Below are 20179 nucleotides of genomic sequence, written 5' to 3' on the forward strand. Positions count from 1 at the left end.
CACAATGGCTCTCTTGCAAATTGCAGAACCTGGTCAATCAAGTGCGCCCCATGAACACCGTATTGCTATTGGTATCGACTTAGGTACCACGCACTCTTTAGTGGCTACGGTTCTATCAGGCAAAGCCAAAGTTCTAAACGATGAACAAGGTCGCGTGTTACTTCCTTCTATTGTTCATTATGCTGATCAGGCAACTCAATATGGTGATGAAGCCAAAGCTTTCATGACCAGCGATCCTCAAAACACCATTGTTTCAGTCAAGCGCTTTATGGGTCGCTCAAAAGCAGATATTAAATTTCAGCACCCGTACACACTGGTGGGTGAAGATCATCAAATGCCAGCGTTTGAAACCCAGCAAGGGCGTAAAACACCTGTTGAAATTTCGGCTGAAATATTAAAACACTTAAAAGAACGTGCAGAATCCAGCCTACAAAACCCAATTAATGGTGCAGTTATTACTGTTCCCGCCTATTTTGATGAAGCTCAACGCCAAGCAACACGTGATGCGGCTCAATTAGCTGGTCTCAATGTATTACGTTTACTCAATGAGCCAACTGCTGCTGCGGTTGCTTATGGTTTAGACCAAGAAAGTAACTTAGCTTCTGACCGCAACTATGTGATTTATGATTTAGGTGGTGGTACTTTTGACGTTTCGATCTTGCGTTTCACCCAAGGTGTATTCGAGGTTCTCGCGACGGGTGGTCATACTGCACTTGGTGGCGATGACTTAGACCGTTTAATTGTTAAATGGGCGAAGAAACAACTCAATATTGAAACTTTAGATAATTCAGAACATGTGCATCTGATCGTTGCTGCACGCAAAGCAAAAGAAGCATTAACCGATGCTGAATCGGTAGAGCTTCAGGCCTTAGATCAAGTTTTAACTTTAGATCGTGCAACATTTGAAGATATTATTAAAGTTGCTTTAGATAAAACCATTAGCGTTTGCAAGCGTGTCATGCGTGATGCCAAATTAGAACTTAGTGACATTCAAAATGTTGTTCTTGTCGGTGGCTCAACACGTTCTTATGCGGTACAAAAAGCTGTTCGTGATGTCTTTAATCAAGAACCTTTATGTACTATCAATCCAGACGAAGTGGTCGCTATTGGGGCAGCCATTACCGCAGACCAACTGATTGGCAACAGCAAAGATGGTTCATTACTGCTTGATGTCACCCCACTCTCTTTAGGTTTAGAGACCATGGGGGGCTTGGTGGAACGCCTAATCTCACGTAACACCGCTATTCCAGTCGCACGTCGCCAAGAGTTTACTACGTATCAAGATGGTCAAACTGCAATGTTGATTCATGTGGTACAAGGTGAACGTGATCTGGTTGAACACTGTCGTAGTTTAGGTCGCTTTGTTTTACATGGCATTCCACCGATGACTGCGGGTCAAGCACGCATTGAAGTCACCTTCCAAGTGGATGCGGATGGCTTGCTGACTGTTTCTGCAAAAGAAACCACTTCGGGTGTGCATGCACAAATTGACATTAAACCTTCTTATGGTTTATCCGATTCTGATACTGAGCGCTTATTAATTGACGGTTTTAAATTTGCTGAAGAAGATAAAAATCTTCGTCATTTACAAGAGACTAAAGTTGAAGCACAGCGTGAATTGGAAGCACTTACACAAGCATTAAAAGTTGATTCAAACTTACTGAGTGCTGAACAATTGGTGGCTTTAGAGCAAACGAAAGTTGAACTCGAACAGCAATTATCGACAACCAACATCGAAGCTATTGAAGAAGCTGTACAGCAACTTAAAATACATAGTGATGCTTTTGCTGCAGCACGTATGAATCAACACATTGATTCAGCACTTAAAGGCACTCAACTCGATGACTGGTCAAACTCACACAAATAAATAGGTAAAAATCATGCCACGTATTAAAGTTCTTCCACATGCGCAAATTTGCCCTAATGGTGCTGAGTTTGAAGTTGAACCGAATGCTAATCTTTGCGAAAGCTTATTGAAAAATGGCATTAAAATTGAACACGCTTGCGATATGTCTGCTGCATGCACAACATGTCATGTTGTAGTACGTAAAGGCTTTGACAGCCTAGATGAAATGAATGATGTTGAAGCAGACTTACTTGATCGTGCTTGGGGCTTAGAACCTGATTCTCGCCTATCTTGCCAAGTGAAAATGGTCGATGAAGACTTAGAAATTGAAATACCTAAATATACAATCAATCATGCTTCTGAAAATCATTAATTGATTTTATAGGCAATAAAAAACCACGCTATAGCGTGGTTTTTCCTATCTAAATACAGCCTAAAAAGAATGATTCTAGTGATATTGTTGATCTTTTTCCTCTATCACTTCATCCTCTAAATTCAATTTTACAATCCCATGAGAATTGGTCATTTTTTGCTGTTTTTGTATGCGCTTAATCATTTTTTCTAAAACATTAATCAGTTCTGAATATTCATAATTCTGAACTTCATCCAGATTTAATAACAAATGAAAGCCCTTATACTCATAATCAAACCAGCGCTGATAATCCGATTTACGCGAAGTATATTTTTCCATCACTTGCCAAGTGTTTACTGGCCCTTGAATCCCTTTCAGGGTAACAGGTGCTTTAGGCGCACACAGATAATCATTCTTAATTAGATTATAGGTTTCATCAGAAATTAAAATTTCATCTACCGCAGCAGCACTTTGTAAACGTGCTGCCAAATTTGCATCACGCCCAACAATGGTATATGCCATACGATGAGCTGCACCATAATTCCCTACGTGACAATAACCTGTGCTAATCCCCATACGAATATGTAAAGCGGGATAACCCATTTTAATCCATCTTTCTCTTAATAATTTCATTTGCTGACGCATATCAATCGCCATGTCTAAACAAGTTTTTGCATCTTGTTCAACACCTTGAGAAATAGGGTCACCAAAGAAAATTAAAATTGCATCGCCCATAAACTTATCAACAGTCGCTTCATATTGCTTTGCAATTTCAGTCATATGACTTAGATAGTCATTAAGTAAAAATGCTAAGTCATCTGGAATAAGCGTTTCAGAAAGTTCAGTAAACCCTTGAATATCTGAAAAGAAAATCGTCATTTTTTTTCGTTTATATTCAATTTTGGCTTCAGACTCACCTTTCATAATCGATTGCCACAATTGCACAGGTGCATAGCGGCTGAGTTGATTCGCAAATTCCATATAGCGATTCATTTGCTCATAATAATAAGCTTTACGATTACTCATATGTTGTATTTGACTGCGTTGGTAAAAACTCCCTACGCCAAAATAAGTAATTAAACAAATAAAACCAAGGACCGTTAACTCCCCAGTCGTTTGCTCAAAATACTCACCGAAACCAAAAATAAAAATATTACACAGATAAAAAATGGCAATACCAATTAAACTTGCCAGTGACGTCATTAGAAATGAAATTTTATTACTAATGGCAGTATATAAAAGTGCAAAAAATGAAAGAAAAGTCAGCACCAAATTTAAATGAATCGCAGATAAAAGAACTGAAATAACAACAATATCGACAACAAATAGGACACTACGTTTTATTTTGGAATTATAACGGTATAGCAACCAATTCGATAACTTTGGTGTAATCAGTAAAGTAAACAGTAAGAATAAAGGAACATAAATCTGATATTGAGTATCGGATGAAGTGTAGTGATAGACAATGATGAGTAAAGACAACATGACATACCCCATCAAGCGATGAAAATATTCAAATTGCCTAGGCTCTTTTCTAATCCAGTCGTCTAACGGCACTCAAGCACTCCTAGTCCGAGTATTCATACCATATATTCTTTTATGGTTTTAAATGGTTATGAATTAATCCATACGCCAATCAAATGGCATATCACCTTGACCACGAAGCGCGAGCATTAAAGTTTGACGCATATGAGCAAGGACTTCATTGGTATAAGGAACAGCTGGTGTACCCCACACTGGTTTTGGCCAAACGACATCATTTTGGTAACGCACGACATGATGAAAATGCAACTGTGGCACCATATTGCCTAAAGCTGCGACATTCATTTTGTCTGCACGGAATACACGTGCCAGTTGGCTTGATAACCAGCTAGATTCACGTAGGAATTGTTCTTGGTCGGCCTGACTTAATTCATATAATTCAGTAGTACCTGGTACACGCGGAATTAATATGAGCCACGGAAATTGCATATCATTCATTAAACGACATGTTGACAGTGGAAAGTCGCCTACAAAAAAAGTATCTTGAGCAAGTTGGGGATGCAAACTAAACATATCTTTATAAATTATGCAAAATTAGAATGATGGCTAATACTATCACATCCAATGAGACGTGAATATTCTATGCAATGTGTTTCATTACAAATAAACCACTATTTATATTGAATACCTTCGTACCTACGAATGTAATAATTTCCTTTAAAAAATCAAGTATTTCTTACTGGCATTTTTTAAATTATGAACAAACTTAAATATGAGTGCATAAATATTACGCACTCACATTCTCTTTAGTGAACTTCTTTTAATAAACTGACCAATAAATCAGAAATAAATTGAATTCTTTTTTGATAATCTTCCAACATCACCATCACTTTCAAGCGTTGCCCACCATCCATACGGAAAAAAGTCGGATGTTTTTGCATCATTTGAATAATGCTGACTGCTTGTACTGGAGTATCGGGAGAAAATTCAATATAACCACCCTGCGAACCGATATCGACTTTGGTCATGCCCAACTGCTCTGCTTTTAAACGAATCTGATGTACGGCAAATAATTGCTTCACCGGTTGTGGTGGCACACCAAAACGATCAATCAATTCCATGCGGATGTTATCAAGCTTGTCTTGACTATCAGTATTACTAATACGCTTATAAAACAACAAGCGTTGATGTACATCACCCAGATAATCATCTGGAATCAACGCTGGCATATGCAAATTAATTTCAGCAGTTAAAGAAAGTGGCGCATCAAAATTCGGTGTTTTACCTTTTTGAATGGCTTTAGTCGCTTTCTCCAGCATTTCCATATACAAACTATAGCCAATCGCTTGCATTGAACCACTTTGTTGCTCGCCCAACAGTTCACCAGCACCACGAATTTCCAAATCTTCCGTGGCAAGCATAAAGCCTGCGCCTAAATTTGATGCGCGCTGAATGGCATCAAGACGTTTTTCCGCATCGCCTTTTAAACCTTTAAGAGAAGGCACAAGTAGGTAAGCATAGGCTTGGTGATGTGAACGACCGACACGACCACGCAATTGATGTAACTGTGCAAGACCCAATTTATCTGCACGTTCAATTAAAATAGTATTGGCATTTGGAACATCAATCCCTGTTTCAATAATGGTTGAACACACCAAGACATTATATTCTTTGTGATAAAACTGCTGCATGACCTGCTCTAACTCACGTTCGCGCATTTGCCCATGTGCCACGGCTACACGTGCTTCTGGAACAAGTTGACGTAAGCTTTCTGCTGCACGTTCAATGGTATCCACTTCATTATGTAAAAAATAAACCTGACCACCACGAAGTAATTCACGCAGAATGGCTTCCTTGATCGATTCATTGGTACTTTCTTGCACAAAAGTTTTAACGGCTAAACGACGTGCCGGCGGCGTAGCAATAATAGATAAATCACGCATCCCACTAAATGCCATATTTAAGGTACGCGGAATTGGTGTTGCAGTCAGTGTCAGCATATCGACATCGGCACGCATGGCTTTAATACGTTCTTTATCACGTACACCAAAGCGGTGCTCCTCATCGACAATCATTAAACCCAAGTTTTTAAATTGAATACTTTCCTGCAAAATTTTGTGCGTTCCAATCACAATATCAACTTTACCATTCGCCAAATCCTCAGTCGTTTTCACATGCGATTTATTGGAACCAAAACGGGATAGCACTTCAATACGAATTGGCCAATCGGCAAAACGGTTTTTAAAGGATTCATAATGCTGTTGCGCAAGCAAGGTGGTCGGGACTAAAACCGCCACTTGCTTATTATTTTGCACCGCTAGAAATGCTGCACGCATAGCAACTTCTGTCTTACCAAAACCGACATCACCACAGACAAGGCGATCCATGGGTTTTGCCAATTGCATATCATGTAGCGTTGCATCAATGGCATTGGCTTGATCTAAAGTTTCTTCATAAGCAAAAGCACTGGCAAATTGCATATATGGACTTTGCTCAAGTTCAAAAGCAAAACCAGGTTTAGCTTGACGACGTGCTTGAATATGCAGCAATTCGGCAGCGACATCATGTATTTGTTCCAAGGCTTTACGTTTTGCTTTATTCCACGTATCCGTACCTAATTTATGTAACGGCGCCAAATCAGGATCACCACCACTATAACGGCTAATCAGATGTAAGTTGGTGACAGGAACATATACTTTGGCCGCATCAGCGTAATCGAGCTGTAAAAACTCATAGTCTTGATCATCTATACTTAAAGTGACCAAACCTGCATAACGCCCCACGCCATAATCAATATGTACGACAGGTGCACCAATACTCAGTTCCGTCAAACTACGAATGAGGAACTCTTCGGATACTTCTTGCTGACGTTTACGACGACGTTGAACTACACGATGTTCATACAACTGATTTTCAGAAATCACCGTGAGGTGATTCGGGATCACCAAACCACGATCAAGTGGTGCACTGGTAATAGCAATGGCATGTAATGATTTTCTAAAGTCGGTAAAATTTTCCACATTGGGGATATCCCCAAGCGCTGGTCGCAAAGCATCTTTTAAAGTTTCACGGCGGCCTGCACTTTCAGCAACCAAAAGCACGGGGTGATTTACAGCATCAATATACTTTTTAACCGCTGAAAAAGGTTTTTCTTGTTTTGGATCAACAGGTAAACGCGGAGGCAATTCCGTATTCAGATTCAGAACACCTGTTTTTTCGACAAACTCTTCGGATGAAGCAACAATTCTTGCAAAATGATTGAGTTGTTCCAAGACCTGATTCGGTTGTAAGAAAAGTTCCTCTGGCGGTAAAATAGGATGATCAACATTATGGCGACGATCTTCGTAACGTCTTACCACATCCTTCCAAAAATTGCTTAATCCTTCATCCAAACTCTTATCTGTAATGACAATGCCATTCTTTGGAAAGTACGCCATGAGGGTGCTTTGTGTTGCCATGGCTTCTTTACTAAAAAATAAAGGAAAATAAAACTCAAGCCCTGGAGATGCAATGCCTTCTAAAACATCTTGATAAACTCTATTTTTCTTTGGATTTGCAGTCGGAAAACTTTCTGCATAACGATCACGGAAAGTCGAACGTCCTTCTTTGAGTGGAAATTCTTTAGCGGGCAACACCGAAAACTGTTTCAAGTTTTGCGTCGTTCTTTGCGTTTCAGGATCAAAGAACTTTAAACTCTCAATTTCATCATCAAATAAATCTATACGGATAGGTGCACTTTGCCCAGACGCATAGATATCCATAATGCTGCCACGTACAGCAAATTCACTATGATCATAAACGGTATCGACCAAGTGGTAGCCCGCTTGTACTAAGCGAAGTTTTTGTTGTTCTAATGCAAATTTTTGACCGACTTTAATATCAAAATGTTCGCCTAACACCCATGACGTTGGTGCGACCCGTTGTACCAAGGTCGATGCAGACAAAAGCAACACGCCAGATTGTGGCATATTGGATAAAATCGACAGTCGTTCTGACACAATATCTTGATGTGGCGATAAACGGTCATACGGTAAAATTTCCCAATCTGGGAAAATAATCGGTTTTATCCCGTAAAACTCTAATTCACTTTCCAACTGACCTAAATGCTGATTATTTTTGGCAACAATAATGAATAATTGCTTACTTTGCGTCGCAATCTCTTTGAACAACAAAGATGCAGATGAGCCTTGTAAATTACCGACCCAGCGTTTCTCGCCTGCTTTTAATTGTTGCAGATTTAGTTGGGAAATTTCTTGTTGGAACATGTATATAGCTTTTGGTCTAAATCACATAAGCAATATATTAGCATGTGTAATTTTGCGGTTGAGTTATTTTTATATTTGGCACCATTTTTTACCCAAATCCTTTTAGATGCTTAATATCTCATTTATTCAAAGCCTATTTTTTAATCATTTTTCGCGCAAGAAAATTCGATAATAGTCATTTAACTTTTGAATAATATGCTTCAACTGCAATAAATTTTCTTCAGTATTGCCTAAACGCGTGACAAAGCGTTGATTGGCAATTTCAAGATCAATTTTTTCATTGATAATCATTGCAGTGAAATACAATTTTTTTAAATCATCAAAGTGGTTCAATTTCCGATTTGAAAAATAAACTAAACGTTCTGAAAGCTCATTGACCACAATACCATCGACAATATAACCCTGCACTTGATCAAACTGAATATTCTGTTGTTGTAAAAACAGTTGTTCAGCAGACTTTCTTGAACCTTTAAACAGTCCAGCGAGTTTATTCAGCATAAGCATTACAAATATTAAAAATCTCGTCTATTTTAACCTGAGCTACAGTCTGTTCACGACTATTTTTCATAAAAAAAGGATAGCAACTTAAATTACTACCCTTTAATAATCACTACTCAGAATTGGATTTTTGCAGCCAAAATTTAGCTTACTTGTGCTAATGGCTCAGCTTGTACGCTAATTTCTGAAACTAAATTACTAAATGAGAAGATTTCATCTAACTGTTCTTGGGTCAGTAATTCTTGCTCTAAAACCACTTGTTGAATGGTTTTATTTTCAGCAATACATTGCTTACCAATTTCATCACATTTAGCATGACCTAGAATTGGATCTAATAAAGTGACAATGCCGACACTACGCATGACTGCGTCATAACAGACTTGTTCGTTGGCTTGAATGCCTTTAATACATTTGTCATCTAGGCTTTTAATTGCTTGTGTGAGTAATTCAATTGATTCATTAATTGCAATAGCAATCACAGGTTCCATGACATTTAACTGTAATTGCCCTGCTTCAGCAGCCATCGTCACGGTTAAATCATTGCCAATTACTCTGTATGCAATTTGATTGACCACTTCAGGAATGACTGGGTTAACTTTTGCAGGCATAATGGATGACCCTGCTTGTAATTCAGGTAAACGTATTTCAGCTAAACCTGTACGTGGGCCAGAACTTAATAGGCGTAAGTCATTACAGATTTTTGAAAGTTTAACTGCAAGGCGTTTCAGCGTACTTGATAAAATAATAAATACGCCACAATCACTGGTGGCTTCAACATAGTCTTCCGCGCCAATTAAATTCAAGCCAGTAATTTTACTTAAAGACTGAGCAGCTTCATACGCATAGCCTTTAGGTGTATTTATTCCTGTGCCAATTGCCGTTGCACCTAAATTCACTTCCAATAACAGCTCACGTGTACGCTGAATTAAGCGTATGTCTTCTTTTAATAACGTCGCAAAAGCACGGAATTCTTGTCCCAAAGTCATCGGAACAGCATCTTGTAATTGAGTTCGTCCCATTTTTAAAACAAACTGAAACTCTGCAACTTTTATGTGTAGTGTATCAATCAATCTTTGAATCTGAAGTAACAGATCATCCAAACTATAATAGGTTGCTAAACGCAAAGCCGTTGGATAGACGTCATTGGTTGATTGTGATTTATTCACATGATCATTGGGGTGAATATGTTCATATTGACCTTTATTAAACCCTAAATGTTCTAAGGCAATATTTGCTAATACTTCATTGGTATTCATATTAATAGATGTTCCCGCTCCACCTTGATAAACATCTAAAGGAAAAGCAGTACTCCATTTATCGGGAAACTCGATTAATTCATTACAAGCAAACTCGATAGCTTGGCTAACTTGTTCAGAAATTTTTGTAAATTTCAAATTGGTTTGCGCTGAAGCCTTTTTGACTTGCGCTAGAGCACGAATAAAATGTTGATTAGTTCCTACTTTTTGATTAGAGATTTGAAAATTCTCTAAAGCACGTAAAGTATGGATGCCGTAATAACATGCTGCTGGAACTTTCTTCGCCCCCAACAAATCATGCTCTACTCTTGTATGATCAAGTTGAACCGTAGACACTTTAAATACACTCACATTTTATGCACCAGAATTGTGCAATATAACAAATATTAAACTTTTGTTCTATTTTGAATACAGTAAAAAGATATATATTTAGCAATACTTTATAATCAAATACAGCATTTTCGTAACAACTGTAAGAATGTGTAATATTCTTGACTGTATTCAACCTTTCTCATTAAAAATACAACTCAGGACTCTTTTAGACTGATTCTAAATTTACACTAATTAAATACGCCCAAATATGAATGGCATTTAGCATCATGTTTATAATTTATTCATTTTATAATCTTTTTTCCAATTGTATCTAGAAATACATTTCGCTACACAACTCACTATTAAATCCTCCCGAAATGTAACGGAACGTAATTTTAGTTCTATGCTTGAATCAGCTCCTTACTGGATATGGATAAAAATTCATCTTGGATAGATGTATTTATAAGGACATAAGGATGAGCACATGAGTCAGCTAAACCCGACATTAATCACATTTATTTTTTATATTATTGCCATGGTTGGAATTGGGCTATATGCCTATAAAGCCACCACAGATTTCTCAGATTACATCCTGGGTGGTCGTAGTTTAGGTAGTGTCGTCACCGCCCTTTCTGCCGGTGCATCAGATATGAGTGGTTGGCTCTTGATGGGTCTTCCTGGAGCAATCTATCTTTCAGGCTTATCTGAGGCTTGGATTGCCATTGGACTGATTATTGGCGCATGGCTCAATTGGTTATTGGTTGCAGGTCGTTTACGTGTTCATACCGAAGTACAGAATAACGCATTAACATTGCCAGATTATTTCACCAGCCGTTTTGGTGATCGTAAGCGTGTTTTGCGTATTATTTCAGCCGTAGTCATTCTAATTTTCTTCGCAATTTACTGTGCTTCAGGCATGGTTGCTGGCGCACGCCTGTTTGAAAGCCTCTTTGGTTGGAATTACACCACTGCACTGTGGATTGGTGCAATTGCAACCATTAGTTATGTATGTATCGGTGGCTTTCTCGCGATCAGTTGGACAGATACCTTCCAAGCCGGTCTAATGATTTTTGCCCTACTGCTTGCGCCAATTATGACTTACATTGCTATTGGCGAGAATGCGCAGCAAGTGACAACTGTAATTGAATCTGTTCGTCCACTGGCAAACAACCTTTTTTCAGATTTAAGCATTGTTGCCATTTTATCCTCTATGGCATGGGGTCTAGGCTATTTTGGCCAACCACATATTCTTGTGCGTTTTATGGCAGCAGATTCTGTGAAATCGATTCCAGCAGCACGCCGCATTGGCATGACGTGGATGATTCTCTGCTTAGCCGGTGCAGTTGCTGTTGGCTACTTAGGTATTGCTTACTTCAACATCCACCCAGAACATGCTGCAATAGCGACAGCCAACCCTGAAACTGTATTCATGGAATTGACTAAAATCTTGTTCAATCCATGGATTACAGGCGTGGTTCTAGCTGCTATTTTAGCGGCGGTGATGAGCACACTAAGCTGTCAGCTTTTGGTCTGTTCAAGCGCATTAACTGAAGATTTATATAAATCATTTCTACGCAAAAATGCTTCACAGAAGGAGTTGGTTTGGGTGGGGCGTTTCATGGTTTTAGCCATTGCAGTTCTCGCAATTGGTCTTGCAAGCAATCCAGACAGTAAGGTTTTGGGCTTAGTGGCTTATGCATGGGCAGGTTTTGGTGCTGCATTTGGCCCACTCATCATCCTATCTTTATTCTGGAAACGTATGACTTTAAACGGCGCGATTGTCGGAATTATTGTCGGTGCGGTGACGGTTATTTTATGGAAAAACACCATGGCAAGCACTGGACTTTATGAAATTATTCCCGGCTTCATTTTCTCATTCATCAGTATCATCGTTGTGAGCTTGCTAGAAAAAGCGCCATCTCCAGAGGTGATCCAGCGTTTTGAACAAGCCGATGAATTGTATAAAAAAGAAATGGCTGAATTGAAGAAGTAAATATCCTTCATCTTAAAGCCTAGATAAATTTCCAATTCTATAAGGGGCTTAGGCCCCTTTATTGTTTTTATTTTTGTAGTTTGCTTTTAATATGTATTTTAGAACCTTCTTTAATCACTTCCATCACTGGATAACTTCGGGTCTCTTTTACACCTGGAAGTTGCCATAATACCTGCCCCGAAATCCTGCGGAACTCTTCCATATTAGCGCAGCGAATTTTCACCACAAAATCAAAGCCCCCACTAATCATGTGACATTCCACAATTTCTGGATATTGCATCACTGCATCAGAAAACTCCTCTAAAACATTCGGTGTGGTTTTATCCAATAAAATTTCTACAAAAACCACAAAACTGGCATTGAGCATTTCAGGATTCAGCTTTGCTTCATAACCCACAATGAAGCCATCTTTCATCAATTTTTGCACACGCGCTAAAGCAGCAGTCGCGGATAAGTTAACCATTTCAGCCAATTTGATATTTGAAATTCGACCATCATTTTGCAGAATATCTAAAATTTTGATATCTGTTCTGTCCAATGTAAAAATCGGGCTTGTCATCTGAATTATTCTCTAAAATGAATAAAAACTATAGTGAGTTATTCGGTCTTATTTCTGTAATCATAAATTATATAAGGTATTTCACTCAACAAAAATTTGGGCGTTACAGGACGTTGGCATGAATATGATGGATACAAAAACCCATTTCGATGAAACAAAACCTCATTTTGAATATATAACTGAATTCAAAGAAAAAAATGATTGTGAAGTTAAGATTAATACTGCTTGGCGCCGTGCTGAACCAGAATGTGTTGAAAACCTACTTGAACATAGTCAAATTTCTGCCGAATTAAATCAGCGTATTTACGATCTTGCATTTAACCTCGCACACACACTACGTGATCGTAAAAGCTCTGCGGGTAAAGCAGGTATCGTACAAGGTTTATTACAAGAGTTTTCCTTGTCCTCTCAAGAAGGCATTGCGCTGATGTGTTTGGCTGAAGCCTTGCTGCGGATTCCGGACAGTGCAACGCGTGACTTGCTCATTCGTGACAAAATTAATCAGGGCAATTGGAAAGAACATCTCGGTCAAAGCAACCTGATGTTTGTCAATGCCGCAGCTTGGGGCTTAATGCTTACAGGCAAACTGATGGAAACCCCAAAAGAAAATAGCTTATCAAGTGTATTGACGGGTCTTTTAGCGCGTAGTGGTCGCAGCATTATCCGTAAGGCCGTAGATGTTGCTATGCGTATGATGGGCGAACAGTTTGTAACGGGTGAAACCATTCAAGAAGCACTTAAACATGCAGAATCTTTAGAAGATAAAGGCTTCCGTTATTCTTATGACATGTTGGGTGAAGCTGCACTAACCGAACATGATGCTGAACGTTATTATCAAGATTATAGCGATGCCATTCATGCGATTGGCAAAGCATCAAAAGACAAAGATGTTTACGATGGCCCAGGTATCTCAATTAAGCTTTCTGCTCTACATCCGCTCTATCAACGTGTGCAAATTGAGCGTGTGCATCATGAGCTTTATCCAAAAGTGCTTCAATTGGCTCAGTTGGCAAAACAATACAACATCGGGCTAAACGTTGATGCAGAAGAATCTGAACGTTTAGAAATTTCTTTAGAACTTTTAGAACGCCTATGTTTTGAACCAACACTTGCTGACTGGAAAGGCATTGGCTTTGTCATTCAAGCCTATCAAAAACGCTGTTTCTACGTGGTCGACTATGTGGTTGATTTAGCAAAACGTAGCCAAAAACGCTTAATGATCCGCTTGGTCAAAGGCGCATATTGGGATAGCGAAATTAAGAAAGCTCAAATTGAAGGAATGAACGACTATCCTGTGTTTACGCGCAAAGTTCACACCGATTTGTCCTACATTGCCTGTGCAAAAAAATTATTAGCAGCACCCGAGCAAATTTATCCTCAATTCGCAACGCATAATGCACAAACGCTGGCAACGATTTACCATTTAGCAGATCCAAAGCAATACTATATTGGTCAGTATGAATTTCAGTGCTTACATGGCATGGGTGAACCACTGTATGAACAAGTGGTGGGTAATAAACTAGATAAAAAACTCGGTGTGCCTTGTCGTATTTATGCGCCTGTCGGGAATCATGAAACACTACTGGCTTATCTGGTACGCCGTTTATTAGAAAATGGTGCAAATACATCTTTCGTGAATCGTATTGCAGACAAAACATTAGAAATTAGTGATCTCATTGAAAATCCACATACCGAAATTCTGAAAAATGCTGAAAAAGAAGTGCAAATTGGTCAGAAACATCCATCCATTCCTCTGGCACAAGACTTATACGGCGATATTCGTCCCAATTCTGCTGGTCTAGATCTAGCCAATGATCATGATTTAATTGCACTTAATCAAACTGCGCAAAATTTAAGTCAGCATCAATGGCAAGCTCAAGCCTTAGGTAAAAACTTAAGCATTGAAAAGACCCTTCAGCATGAGAGCCTACAAAGTTTAGCCATTGTTAATCCTGCGAATGGTTCAGATATCGTGGGTCATGTGCAAGAAGCCACAGCAACTCAAGTGAATCAAGCACTTGAAAATGCAATGAATGCACAATCTGGATGGAGCAATACAGCAAAAAATACCCGTGCAGCTTATGTGCAACGTGCAGCAGATATTATGCAATCACGTTTGCCCGAACTGATGATTTTACTCTGCCGTGAAAGTGGTAAAACCTATTCCAATGCCATTGCAGAAGTCCGCGAAGCAATCGATTTTCTGCGCTATTATGCAGCACAGGTCATTGATTTAGAAAATGATACGATCATTGAACCACTGGGTACGGTGTTATGTATTAGTCCGTGGAATTTCCCCTTAGCCATTTTTGCAGGTCAAATTTCTGCTGCACTGGTTGCAGGCAATACCGTCATTGCAAAACCTGCTGAACAAACCCCACTCATTGCCGCAGAAGCAATCAAAATACTCTGGGAAGCAGGCATTCCAAATGATGTCGTACAACTTTTACCCGGACAAGGCGAAACCGTTGGCGCTCAATTAAGTAGCGATGCCCGTATTCAAGGCATCATGTTTACTGGCTCAACCGAAGTTGCCAAAATTTTACAAAAAACACTTGCGCAGCGCCTAAGTAGCTCAGGTCAATCTGTTCCCTTAATTGCAGAAACGGGTGGTCAAAATGCAATGATTGTCGACTCCTCTGCATTAACCGAACAAGTGGTTTTAGATGTGGTCAGCTCGGCTTATGACAGTGCTGGTCAACGCTGTTCAGCACTACGTGTTTTATGTGTTCAAGAAGATAGTGCCGATAGCGTCATCACCATGTTAAAAGGTGCAATGCGACAACTGCGAGTTGGCAGTCCCTTCTTATTAAAAACAGATATTGGCCCAGTGATTGATTTAGAGGCGCAAAATAATATTCAAAAACATATTGATCAAATGCGTGCCAAAGGTCACCCAGTGCATCAATTCATGTTCAATCCTGAACACGATTCAAGTTTAACCGAAGGTACATTTATTCCACCGACTTTGATTGAACTACCGAATTTAAATGATTTGCAACGTGAGGTTTTTGGTCCAGTCTTGCATGTCATTCGTTACAAATATGGTCAATTAGAACAGTTACTTCAGCACATTAATGCCAAAGGTTATGGCTTAACCATGGGCTTACATACCCGTATTGATGAAACCATTCAAACAGTGATTGCGCATGCAGAAGTCGGCAACTTATATATTAATCGTAATATTGTCGGTGCTGTGGTCGGGGTTCAGCCTTTTGGTGGTGAGGGTTTATCAGGTACTGGTCCTAAAGCAGGTGGACCAATTTATCTCTACCGCTTAATGCAAAGCTGTTCAGCAAAAAAACTGGCCATTCCTTTTGCCACTCAAGCGCCCAAAACACAACCCGCACATCAACCTTTATATGAGATATTTTATGCTTGGGCAGAAAAGAATTTCCCTCAATATAAACTGAGTCCATCCCCTGCGTTCTGTTCTGGTCATCATTATGAATTACAAGGCCCTACAGGGGAAAGTAATCAATATGTGGTGTTACCAAGAAAACGTGTCCTGTCTTTAGCCGATCAAGAGCAGGATCAAATCCAGCAATTGTGTGCAATTTTTGCGGTAGGCAGTCAACCGACGGTACTGGCAGAAAATACTTTCGTACTGAAATATTTGCAGAAAATGCCAAAAGAAATCGTGGACAGTTTTTCTATCATCAAAAATATTGAAACGGATCAGTTTGATGCAGTGTTACATCACGGAACCAAAGTCGAACTACAAAAGCTGCAAAGCAAAATTGCTGCTCGTTCAGGTGCGATTATTGGCGTCACTCACTTAGAACCACTGCATCATGATATTCCTTTGGAGCGTTTTGTAATTGAACGGGCGATCAGTATTAATACCGCAGCGGCGGGAGGAAATGCCAGCCTAATGACACTCACGCAAAGCTAAAAATAAACCTTTAGCACACAACCCTATAACAAAATATCTTTTCCTTTTCAGCCAAGTCGACTACTCCCTAATCTCGTTGACTTGGCGATTTTTTATAAATTGATCAATCATCACTAAGATGATCGTGATACCCCTATTGCAAGAACTTTTAACTGCAACAAATAAGATCAACAACAGATCCACACAAAATATCGGTTCACACTATATTTCTACTGCTTAATTGGGAATAAGTTTAGTCATCTTATTCAAACTTTGTTACCATCCCTGTTTTCAATGTGTTTGTGATTTTTACTGCATATGACTTCAGCTTATCAGTTACAACTTGATGCCAAGATTGCACGTATTTCTGCTCAATTTGCCGAATTTAATCCCCCTTCTTTAGAAGTATTTCAGTCGCCTGAACAAAACTTCCGTATGCGTGCAGAATTTCGTATTTGGCATACTGAAGATGATATGTTCTATGCCATGTTCGAACGCAATGAAGACGACAAACAGAAAACCGTTATTCGTATAGATGAATTCCCGATTGCAGATCAAAGCATTAATGATTTAATGCCAAAACTATTGACAGCTTTAAAAGCAAATCCTATTTTAGAATCGCGTTTATTTGAAGCACATTTTCTAGCAACGTTAAGCGGTGAAGTGCTGGTTTCACTCATCTACCACCGTAAACTTGAACAAGAGTGGGAAGTTGCTGCCAAAGCGTTAGCCGAACAACTTAATATTAAATTGATTGGTCGTAGTCGCGGTGTAAAATTTGTCTTGTCTGATGAATATGTGGTTGAAGAACTCCAAGTTTTTGACCGTACTTATAAATACAAACAAATCGAAAGCAGTTTCACGCAACCGAATGCACAAGTTTGCCAAAAGATGCTGGAATGGGCATGTAATGCTGCTGAACAGTCAGATAAAGATTTACTTGAGCTGTACTGTGGTAATGGTAATTTTACCCTACCACTTTCAACCAAGTTCAATCGAGTACTAGCAACAGAACTGGCTAAATCATCTGTTTATGCTGCGCAGTGGAATATTGAACAAAACCAAATTGACAATATTCAAGTTGCACGTCTATCTGCTGAAGAGTTCACTCAAGCCTATAATGGTGAACGTGAGTTCCGTCGTTTACAAGAAGCTAATATCGATATCTCAAGCTATGATTTCGACACTGTTTTTGTTGATCCGCCACGTGCAGGCATTGATGATGAAACATTAAAACTGATCCAACGCTTTGAACGCATCATTTATATTTCATGTAATCCTGATACTTTACAGGACAACTTAAAGACTTTATCCCAAACGCACAAAATCACCAAGTTTGCGATGTTTGACCAATTCCCATACACCCATCACGTAGAATCTGGCATATTGCTCGAAAAAATTTAAACAATTTATTTCGTTGTAAAAACCTAATTTTTTATATTCTAATGGAGCTCAATTGAGCTTCATTTTTTTATTAAAATAAAAATCAGCAACTTATAAATATTTTCAAATAGTCAATGTCATAATACCGTTAAACTTCTCTGCTACTATCGGAAAATTTACTGTTCGATTGCTGCTTTTATCGCTTTAGTAGACTTGTTTTATTTACCAGATTGGCTATATTTCGAACTATATTAAGTCGTGTATGAAGGCTCTATGAGTTTTTGGCAAAAGCTGTTTTCTGCAAATCAACAGCAAAACGACCAGAAGAACCAAATTTCTTGTGTCGAAAATGATTGCTCTTGTAAATCGAATGAACAACTGATTCAAGCTTTAGCAAAAGCAACAGATGAAGAAGTCATCATTGGAATTAAAAAGGTTTTAGCTTCGCGAGGTTATAGCCGTAAAGAGTTAAATGAACTACAGCATCTACCACTCCAATAGTAGAGTCTGAGAAGAAGGCATTTAGATCATCTAAATGCCTTTTTTATTTGCTGATACGACAGATTGAAGGACTATAGTTAAGATTAAGCTGTCCCCTATTCTCTCTTTTGGCGACTGATACTCATCTAAAGCGAGTATGACGCACATCTTGATACATTCTATTGACAACATGCCTACCCTGAGGTGATGGCTTTTTACATAAACAATTGAAGAAGCAATATGCCGTTGTTTTGAATAAAAGCATAACAAATTCATTCAACTGAATGAAATATTCGATTCTTTCATACAGAAACAGTAAACTAGATCAACAATATACACTTGTAACTTTATAGGCTAAGCGTACGATGCGGCAGCAGAAAACACGATTTCCTTTAGGGACACATCTGATCGTCAAACATTTGGGCTATTCCCACCATGGCATTTATGCAGGGCGTGGTCGGGTGATTCATTATTCAGGTTTTGCACACTTATTCAAAAAACGTCCTATTGAAGTCACATCACTAGAAAAATTCAGTTTTGGTAAAACCATTATTGTTCAACGCTATACCCATCCAAAATTTGTCGGTCGTAAAGTGGTACGTCGTATGCGTTCACGCATGAATGAAAACAGCTATCATCTAATTATGAATAACTGTGAACATTTATGCACTTGGGCAATTACAGGTGTAGAAAGCAGCCCACAAGTGATGCGTATGATGAATCGCCTCACCACCATTGGCTATGTCAGCTCAATCATGAGCTATATGAACAGTATGCTACTAACGATCACCACCACCTGTTTTGCTTTAGTTTTGTATATCAAAAAGAAATTACGTGATAAGGATAGACATAAAAATCCGTAATTTGAATTCTAGCAGAGATAAAATTCTTAAATCAAATTCGCTTTATGAGCAACAATCATGGGCGGTAAGTCTTCACCCAATGAACTCAGCATTTCCCGCTCTATGTTGCGTACCATAGAATCTAAGGCCAAATCATTTTCCTGAATACCAAAGGGTTCTTCCAACTCCGCACTTAAGGCATCTAAACCTAAAAACAAGTAAGCAATCAGTGCGACAATTACGGGAGTCCAAACCCCTAAACTGGATTCAAGACTAAATGGCAGAATAAAGCAAAATGAATACACGGCGCGATGAAGTAACACAGAATATGAAAATGGCAACGGTGTAGATGAAATTCGGTCACAACCTGCATGAATATCACCAATCGCAACGGTATGCTTGGTTAATGCACTGTAAATAATATCTGTGATCTCAGCACGTTTATAAATGCCGACTAAATCTTTTTGAATAATTTCCAACACATATTGCGGTGGGTTCATATGACCACTCAGCATCTGCCATTGCTGTTCTGTCAATTGTACATGTAGCTGATAATGTTCAAATGAATGCACCTGTTTACGTAGCCGATCACGTAATAAATGAGTAAACAGCATGATACGGTACAGCAATACTTCACGCGGTTGATCATCTAACACATAGGTATCCCGTATCATATGTCGTGAATTCGCAATTAAAGCACCCCACAACTTGCGCCCTTCCCACCAACGCTCATAACATGCAGTATTTCTAAAGCTTAGAAAGATCGATAAGATCACTCCAAAAACAGTAAAACCTACCGCAGGAACTTCTGGCACCGAAACATAATGATTCTTCGACAAATAAACCAAAGTTGTCGAGATCAGCACCACCATTATCAGTGCAGGAAAAACTTTAGGCAGAATTGTACCGTGCCAAGCAAACAGCAGTGCAAAACTATTGGTTTTATCTCGAATAATCACGGCAAGTCCTTATTGATCTGCATGAAAAAGCCCAACCTAAGTTGAGCTTTTATGGCTTATTTCAGCAGAGTGACATTC

The 20179-nt window shown here is 39.0% G+C and carries 14 protein-coding genes; 7 read left to right on the forward strand and 7 right to left on the reverse strand.

The features are described from left to right. The first annotated feature begins 4 nt into the window (after positions 1–4). Together hscA and fdx are read left to right on the forward strand one after the other, a co-directional pair. Complete coding sequence (gene hscA / locus B9T25_RS12500; RefSeq protein ID WP_086188741.1) at positions 5–1867, forward strand: Fe-S protein assembly chaperone HscA; 1863 nt, start codon at positions 5–7, stop codon at positions 1865–1867. A gap of 13 nt (positions 1868–1880) precedes the next feature. After that, positions 1881–2219, forward strand: coding sequence for an ISC system 2Fe-2S type ferredoxin (fdx, locus tag B9T25_RS12505; protein ID WP_086188742.1), 339 nt, complete (start codon positions 1881–1883; stop codon positions 2217–2219). A gap of 75 nt (positions 2220–2294) precedes the next feature. Here fdx and B9T25_RS12510 read toward each other — a convergent pair whose 3' ends face one another. From B9T25_RS12510 to aspA, 5 genes are all read right to left on the reverse strand, one after another. Further along, positions 2295–3755 carry an adenylate/guanylate cyclase domain-containing protein gene (locus B9T25_RS12510; protein WP_086188743.1) on the reverse strand — a complete coding sequence of 487 codons (1461 nt, stop codon included), beginning with the start codon at positions 3753–3755 and terminating at the stop codon, positions 2295–2297. A 63-nt stretch (positions 3756–3818) separates the two neighbouring features. Continuing rightward, positions 3819–4253, reverse strand: coding sequence for an HIT domain-containing protein (locus B9T25_RS12515; protein ID WP_086188744.1), 435 nt, complete (start codon positions 4251–4253; stop codon positions 3819–3821). Positions 4254–4486: 233 nt separating this feature from the next. Beyond that, entirely contained in the window at positions 4487–7945 is a 3459-nt protein-coding gene (gene mfd / locus B9T25_RS12520) for a transcription-repair coupling factor (RefSeq protein ID WP_086188745.1), read from the reverse strand. Between the two features lie 144 nt (positions 7946–8089). Continuing rightward, positions 8090–8443: a hypothetical protein gene (locus tag B9T25_RS12525; RefSeq protein WP_086188746.1), complete on the reverse strand. Its 354-nt coding sequence runs from the start codon at positions 8441–8443 to the stop codon at positions 8090–8092. 143 nt (positions 8444–8586) lie between these two features. After that, the gene (aspA, locus tag B9T25_RS12530) at positions 8587–10035 is read right to left on the reverse strand and encodes an aspartate ammonia-lyase (protein WP_086188812.1); all 1449 of its coding nucleotides are present in this window, start codon (positions 10033–10035) and stop codon (positions 8587–8589) included. A 460-nt stretch (positions 10036–10495) separates the two neighbouring features. On the opposite strand from aspA, the gene putP reads away from it, so the two are divergent. Beyond that, positions 10496–12004: a sodium/proline symporter PutP gene (putP, locus tag B9T25_RS12535; protein WP_086188747.1), complete on the forward strand. Its 1509-nt coding sequence runs from the start codon at positions 10496–10498 to the stop codon at positions 12002–12004. A gap of 67 nt (positions 12005–12071) precedes the next feature. Here putP and B9T25_RS12540 read toward each other — a convergent pair whose 3' ends face one another. Further along, positions 12072–12563, reverse strand: coding sequence for an Lrp/AsnC ligand binding domain-containing protein (locus B9T25_RS12540; RefSeq protein ID WP_086188748.1), 492 nt, complete (start codon positions 12561–12563; stop codon positions 12072–12074). A 118-nt stretch (positions 12564–12681) separates the two neighbouring features. Here B9T25_RS12540 and putA point away from each other — a divergent pair, with 118 nt between their 5' ends. The 4 genes from putA (at position 12682) to B9T25_RS12560 (ending at position 19163) form a co-directional block, all read left to right on the forward strand. Next, on the forward strand, positions 12682–16458 hold the full coding sequence (gene putA / locus B9T25_RS12545) for a trifunctional transcriptional regulator/proline dehydrogenase/L-glutamate gamma-semialdehyde dehydrogenase (protein WP_086188749.1): 3777 nt from the start codon (positions 12682–12684) through the stop codon (positions 16456–16458). Positions 16459–16755: 297 nt separating this feature from the next. Then, positions 16756–17841, forward strand: a complete 1086-nt coding sequence (gene trmA, locus B9T25_RS12550) for a tRNA (uridine(54)-C5)-methyltransferase TrmA (protein WP_086188750.1) — start codon at positions 16756–16758, stop codon at positions 17839–17841. Between the two features lie 252 nt (positions 17842–18093). Further along, the gene (locus B9T25_RS12555) at positions 18094–18321 is read left to right on the forward strand and encodes a hypothetical protein (protein WP_086188751.1); all 228 of its coding nucleotides are present in this window, start codon (positions 18094–18096) and stop codon (positions 18319–18321) included. A gap of 344 nt (positions 18322–18665) precedes the next feature. Continuing rightward, a complete protein-coding gene (locus B9T25_RS12560) occupies positions 18666–19163 on the forward strand; it encodes a lecithin retinol acyltransferase family protein (RefSeq protein ID WP_086188752.1) in 498 nt (165 codons plus the stop codon). 26 nt (positions 19164–19189) lie between these two features. Here B9T25_RS12560 and B9T25_RS12565 read toward each other — a convergent pair whose 3' ends face one another. Further along, a complete protein-coding gene (locus tag B9T25_RS12565) occupies positions 19190–20101 on the reverse strand; it encodes a bestrophin family protein (protein WP_086188753.1) in 912 nt (303 codons plus the stop codon). Positions 20102–20179 lie beyond the last annotated feature (78 nt).

Origin of the sequence: Acinetobacter sp. ANC 4470 (assembly GCF_002135335.1) — a bacterium.
GTDB lineage: Bacteria > Pseudomonadota > Gammaproteobacteria > Pseudomonadales > Moraxellaceae > Acinetobacter.

Bases quoted from the DNA above. Each gene is read 5' to 3' on its own strand.
- hscA (WP_086188741.1), top strand. From the start codon at position 5: ATGGCTCTCTTGCAAATTGCAGAACCTGGTCAATCAAGTGCGCCCCAT.
- fdx (WP_086188742.1), top strand. From the start codon at position 1,881: ATGCCACGTATTAAAGTTCTTCCACATGCGCAAATTTGCCCTAATGGT.
- B9T25_RS12515 (WP_086188744.1), bottom strand. From the start codon at position 4,253: ATGTTTAGTTTGCATCCCCAACTTGCTCAAGATACTTTTTTTGTAGGC.
- mfd (WP_086188745.1), bottom strand. From the start codon at position 7,945: ATGTTCCAACAAGAAATTTCCCAACTAAATCTGCAACAATTAAAAGCA.
- B9T25_RS12525 (WP_086188746.1), bottom strand. From the start codon at position 8,443: ATGCTGAATAAACTCGCTGGACTGTTTAAAGGTTCAAGAAAGTCTGCT.
- putP (WP_086188747.1), top strand. From the start codon at position 10,496: ATGAGTCAGCTAAACCCGACATTAATCACATTTATTTTTTATATTATT.
- B9T25_RS12540 (WP_086188748.1), bottom strand. From the start codon at position 12,563: ATGACAAGCCCGATTTTTACATTGGACAGAACAGATATCAAAATTTTA.
- putA (WP_086188749.1), top strand. From the start codon at position 12,682: ATGAATATGATGGATACAAAAACCCATTTCGATGAAACAAAACCTCAT.
- trmA (WP_086188750.1), top strand. From the start codon at position 16,756: ATGACTTCAGCTTATCAGTTACAACTTGATGCCAAGATTGCACGTATT.
- B9T25_RS12555 (WP_086188751.1), top strand. From the start codon at position 18,094: ATGAGTTTTTGGCAAAAGCTGTTTTCTGCAAATCAACAGCAAAACGAC.
- B9T25_RS12560 (WP_086188752.1), top strand. From the start codon at position 18,666: ATGCGGCAGCAGAAAACACGATTTCCTTTAGGGACACATCTGATCGTC.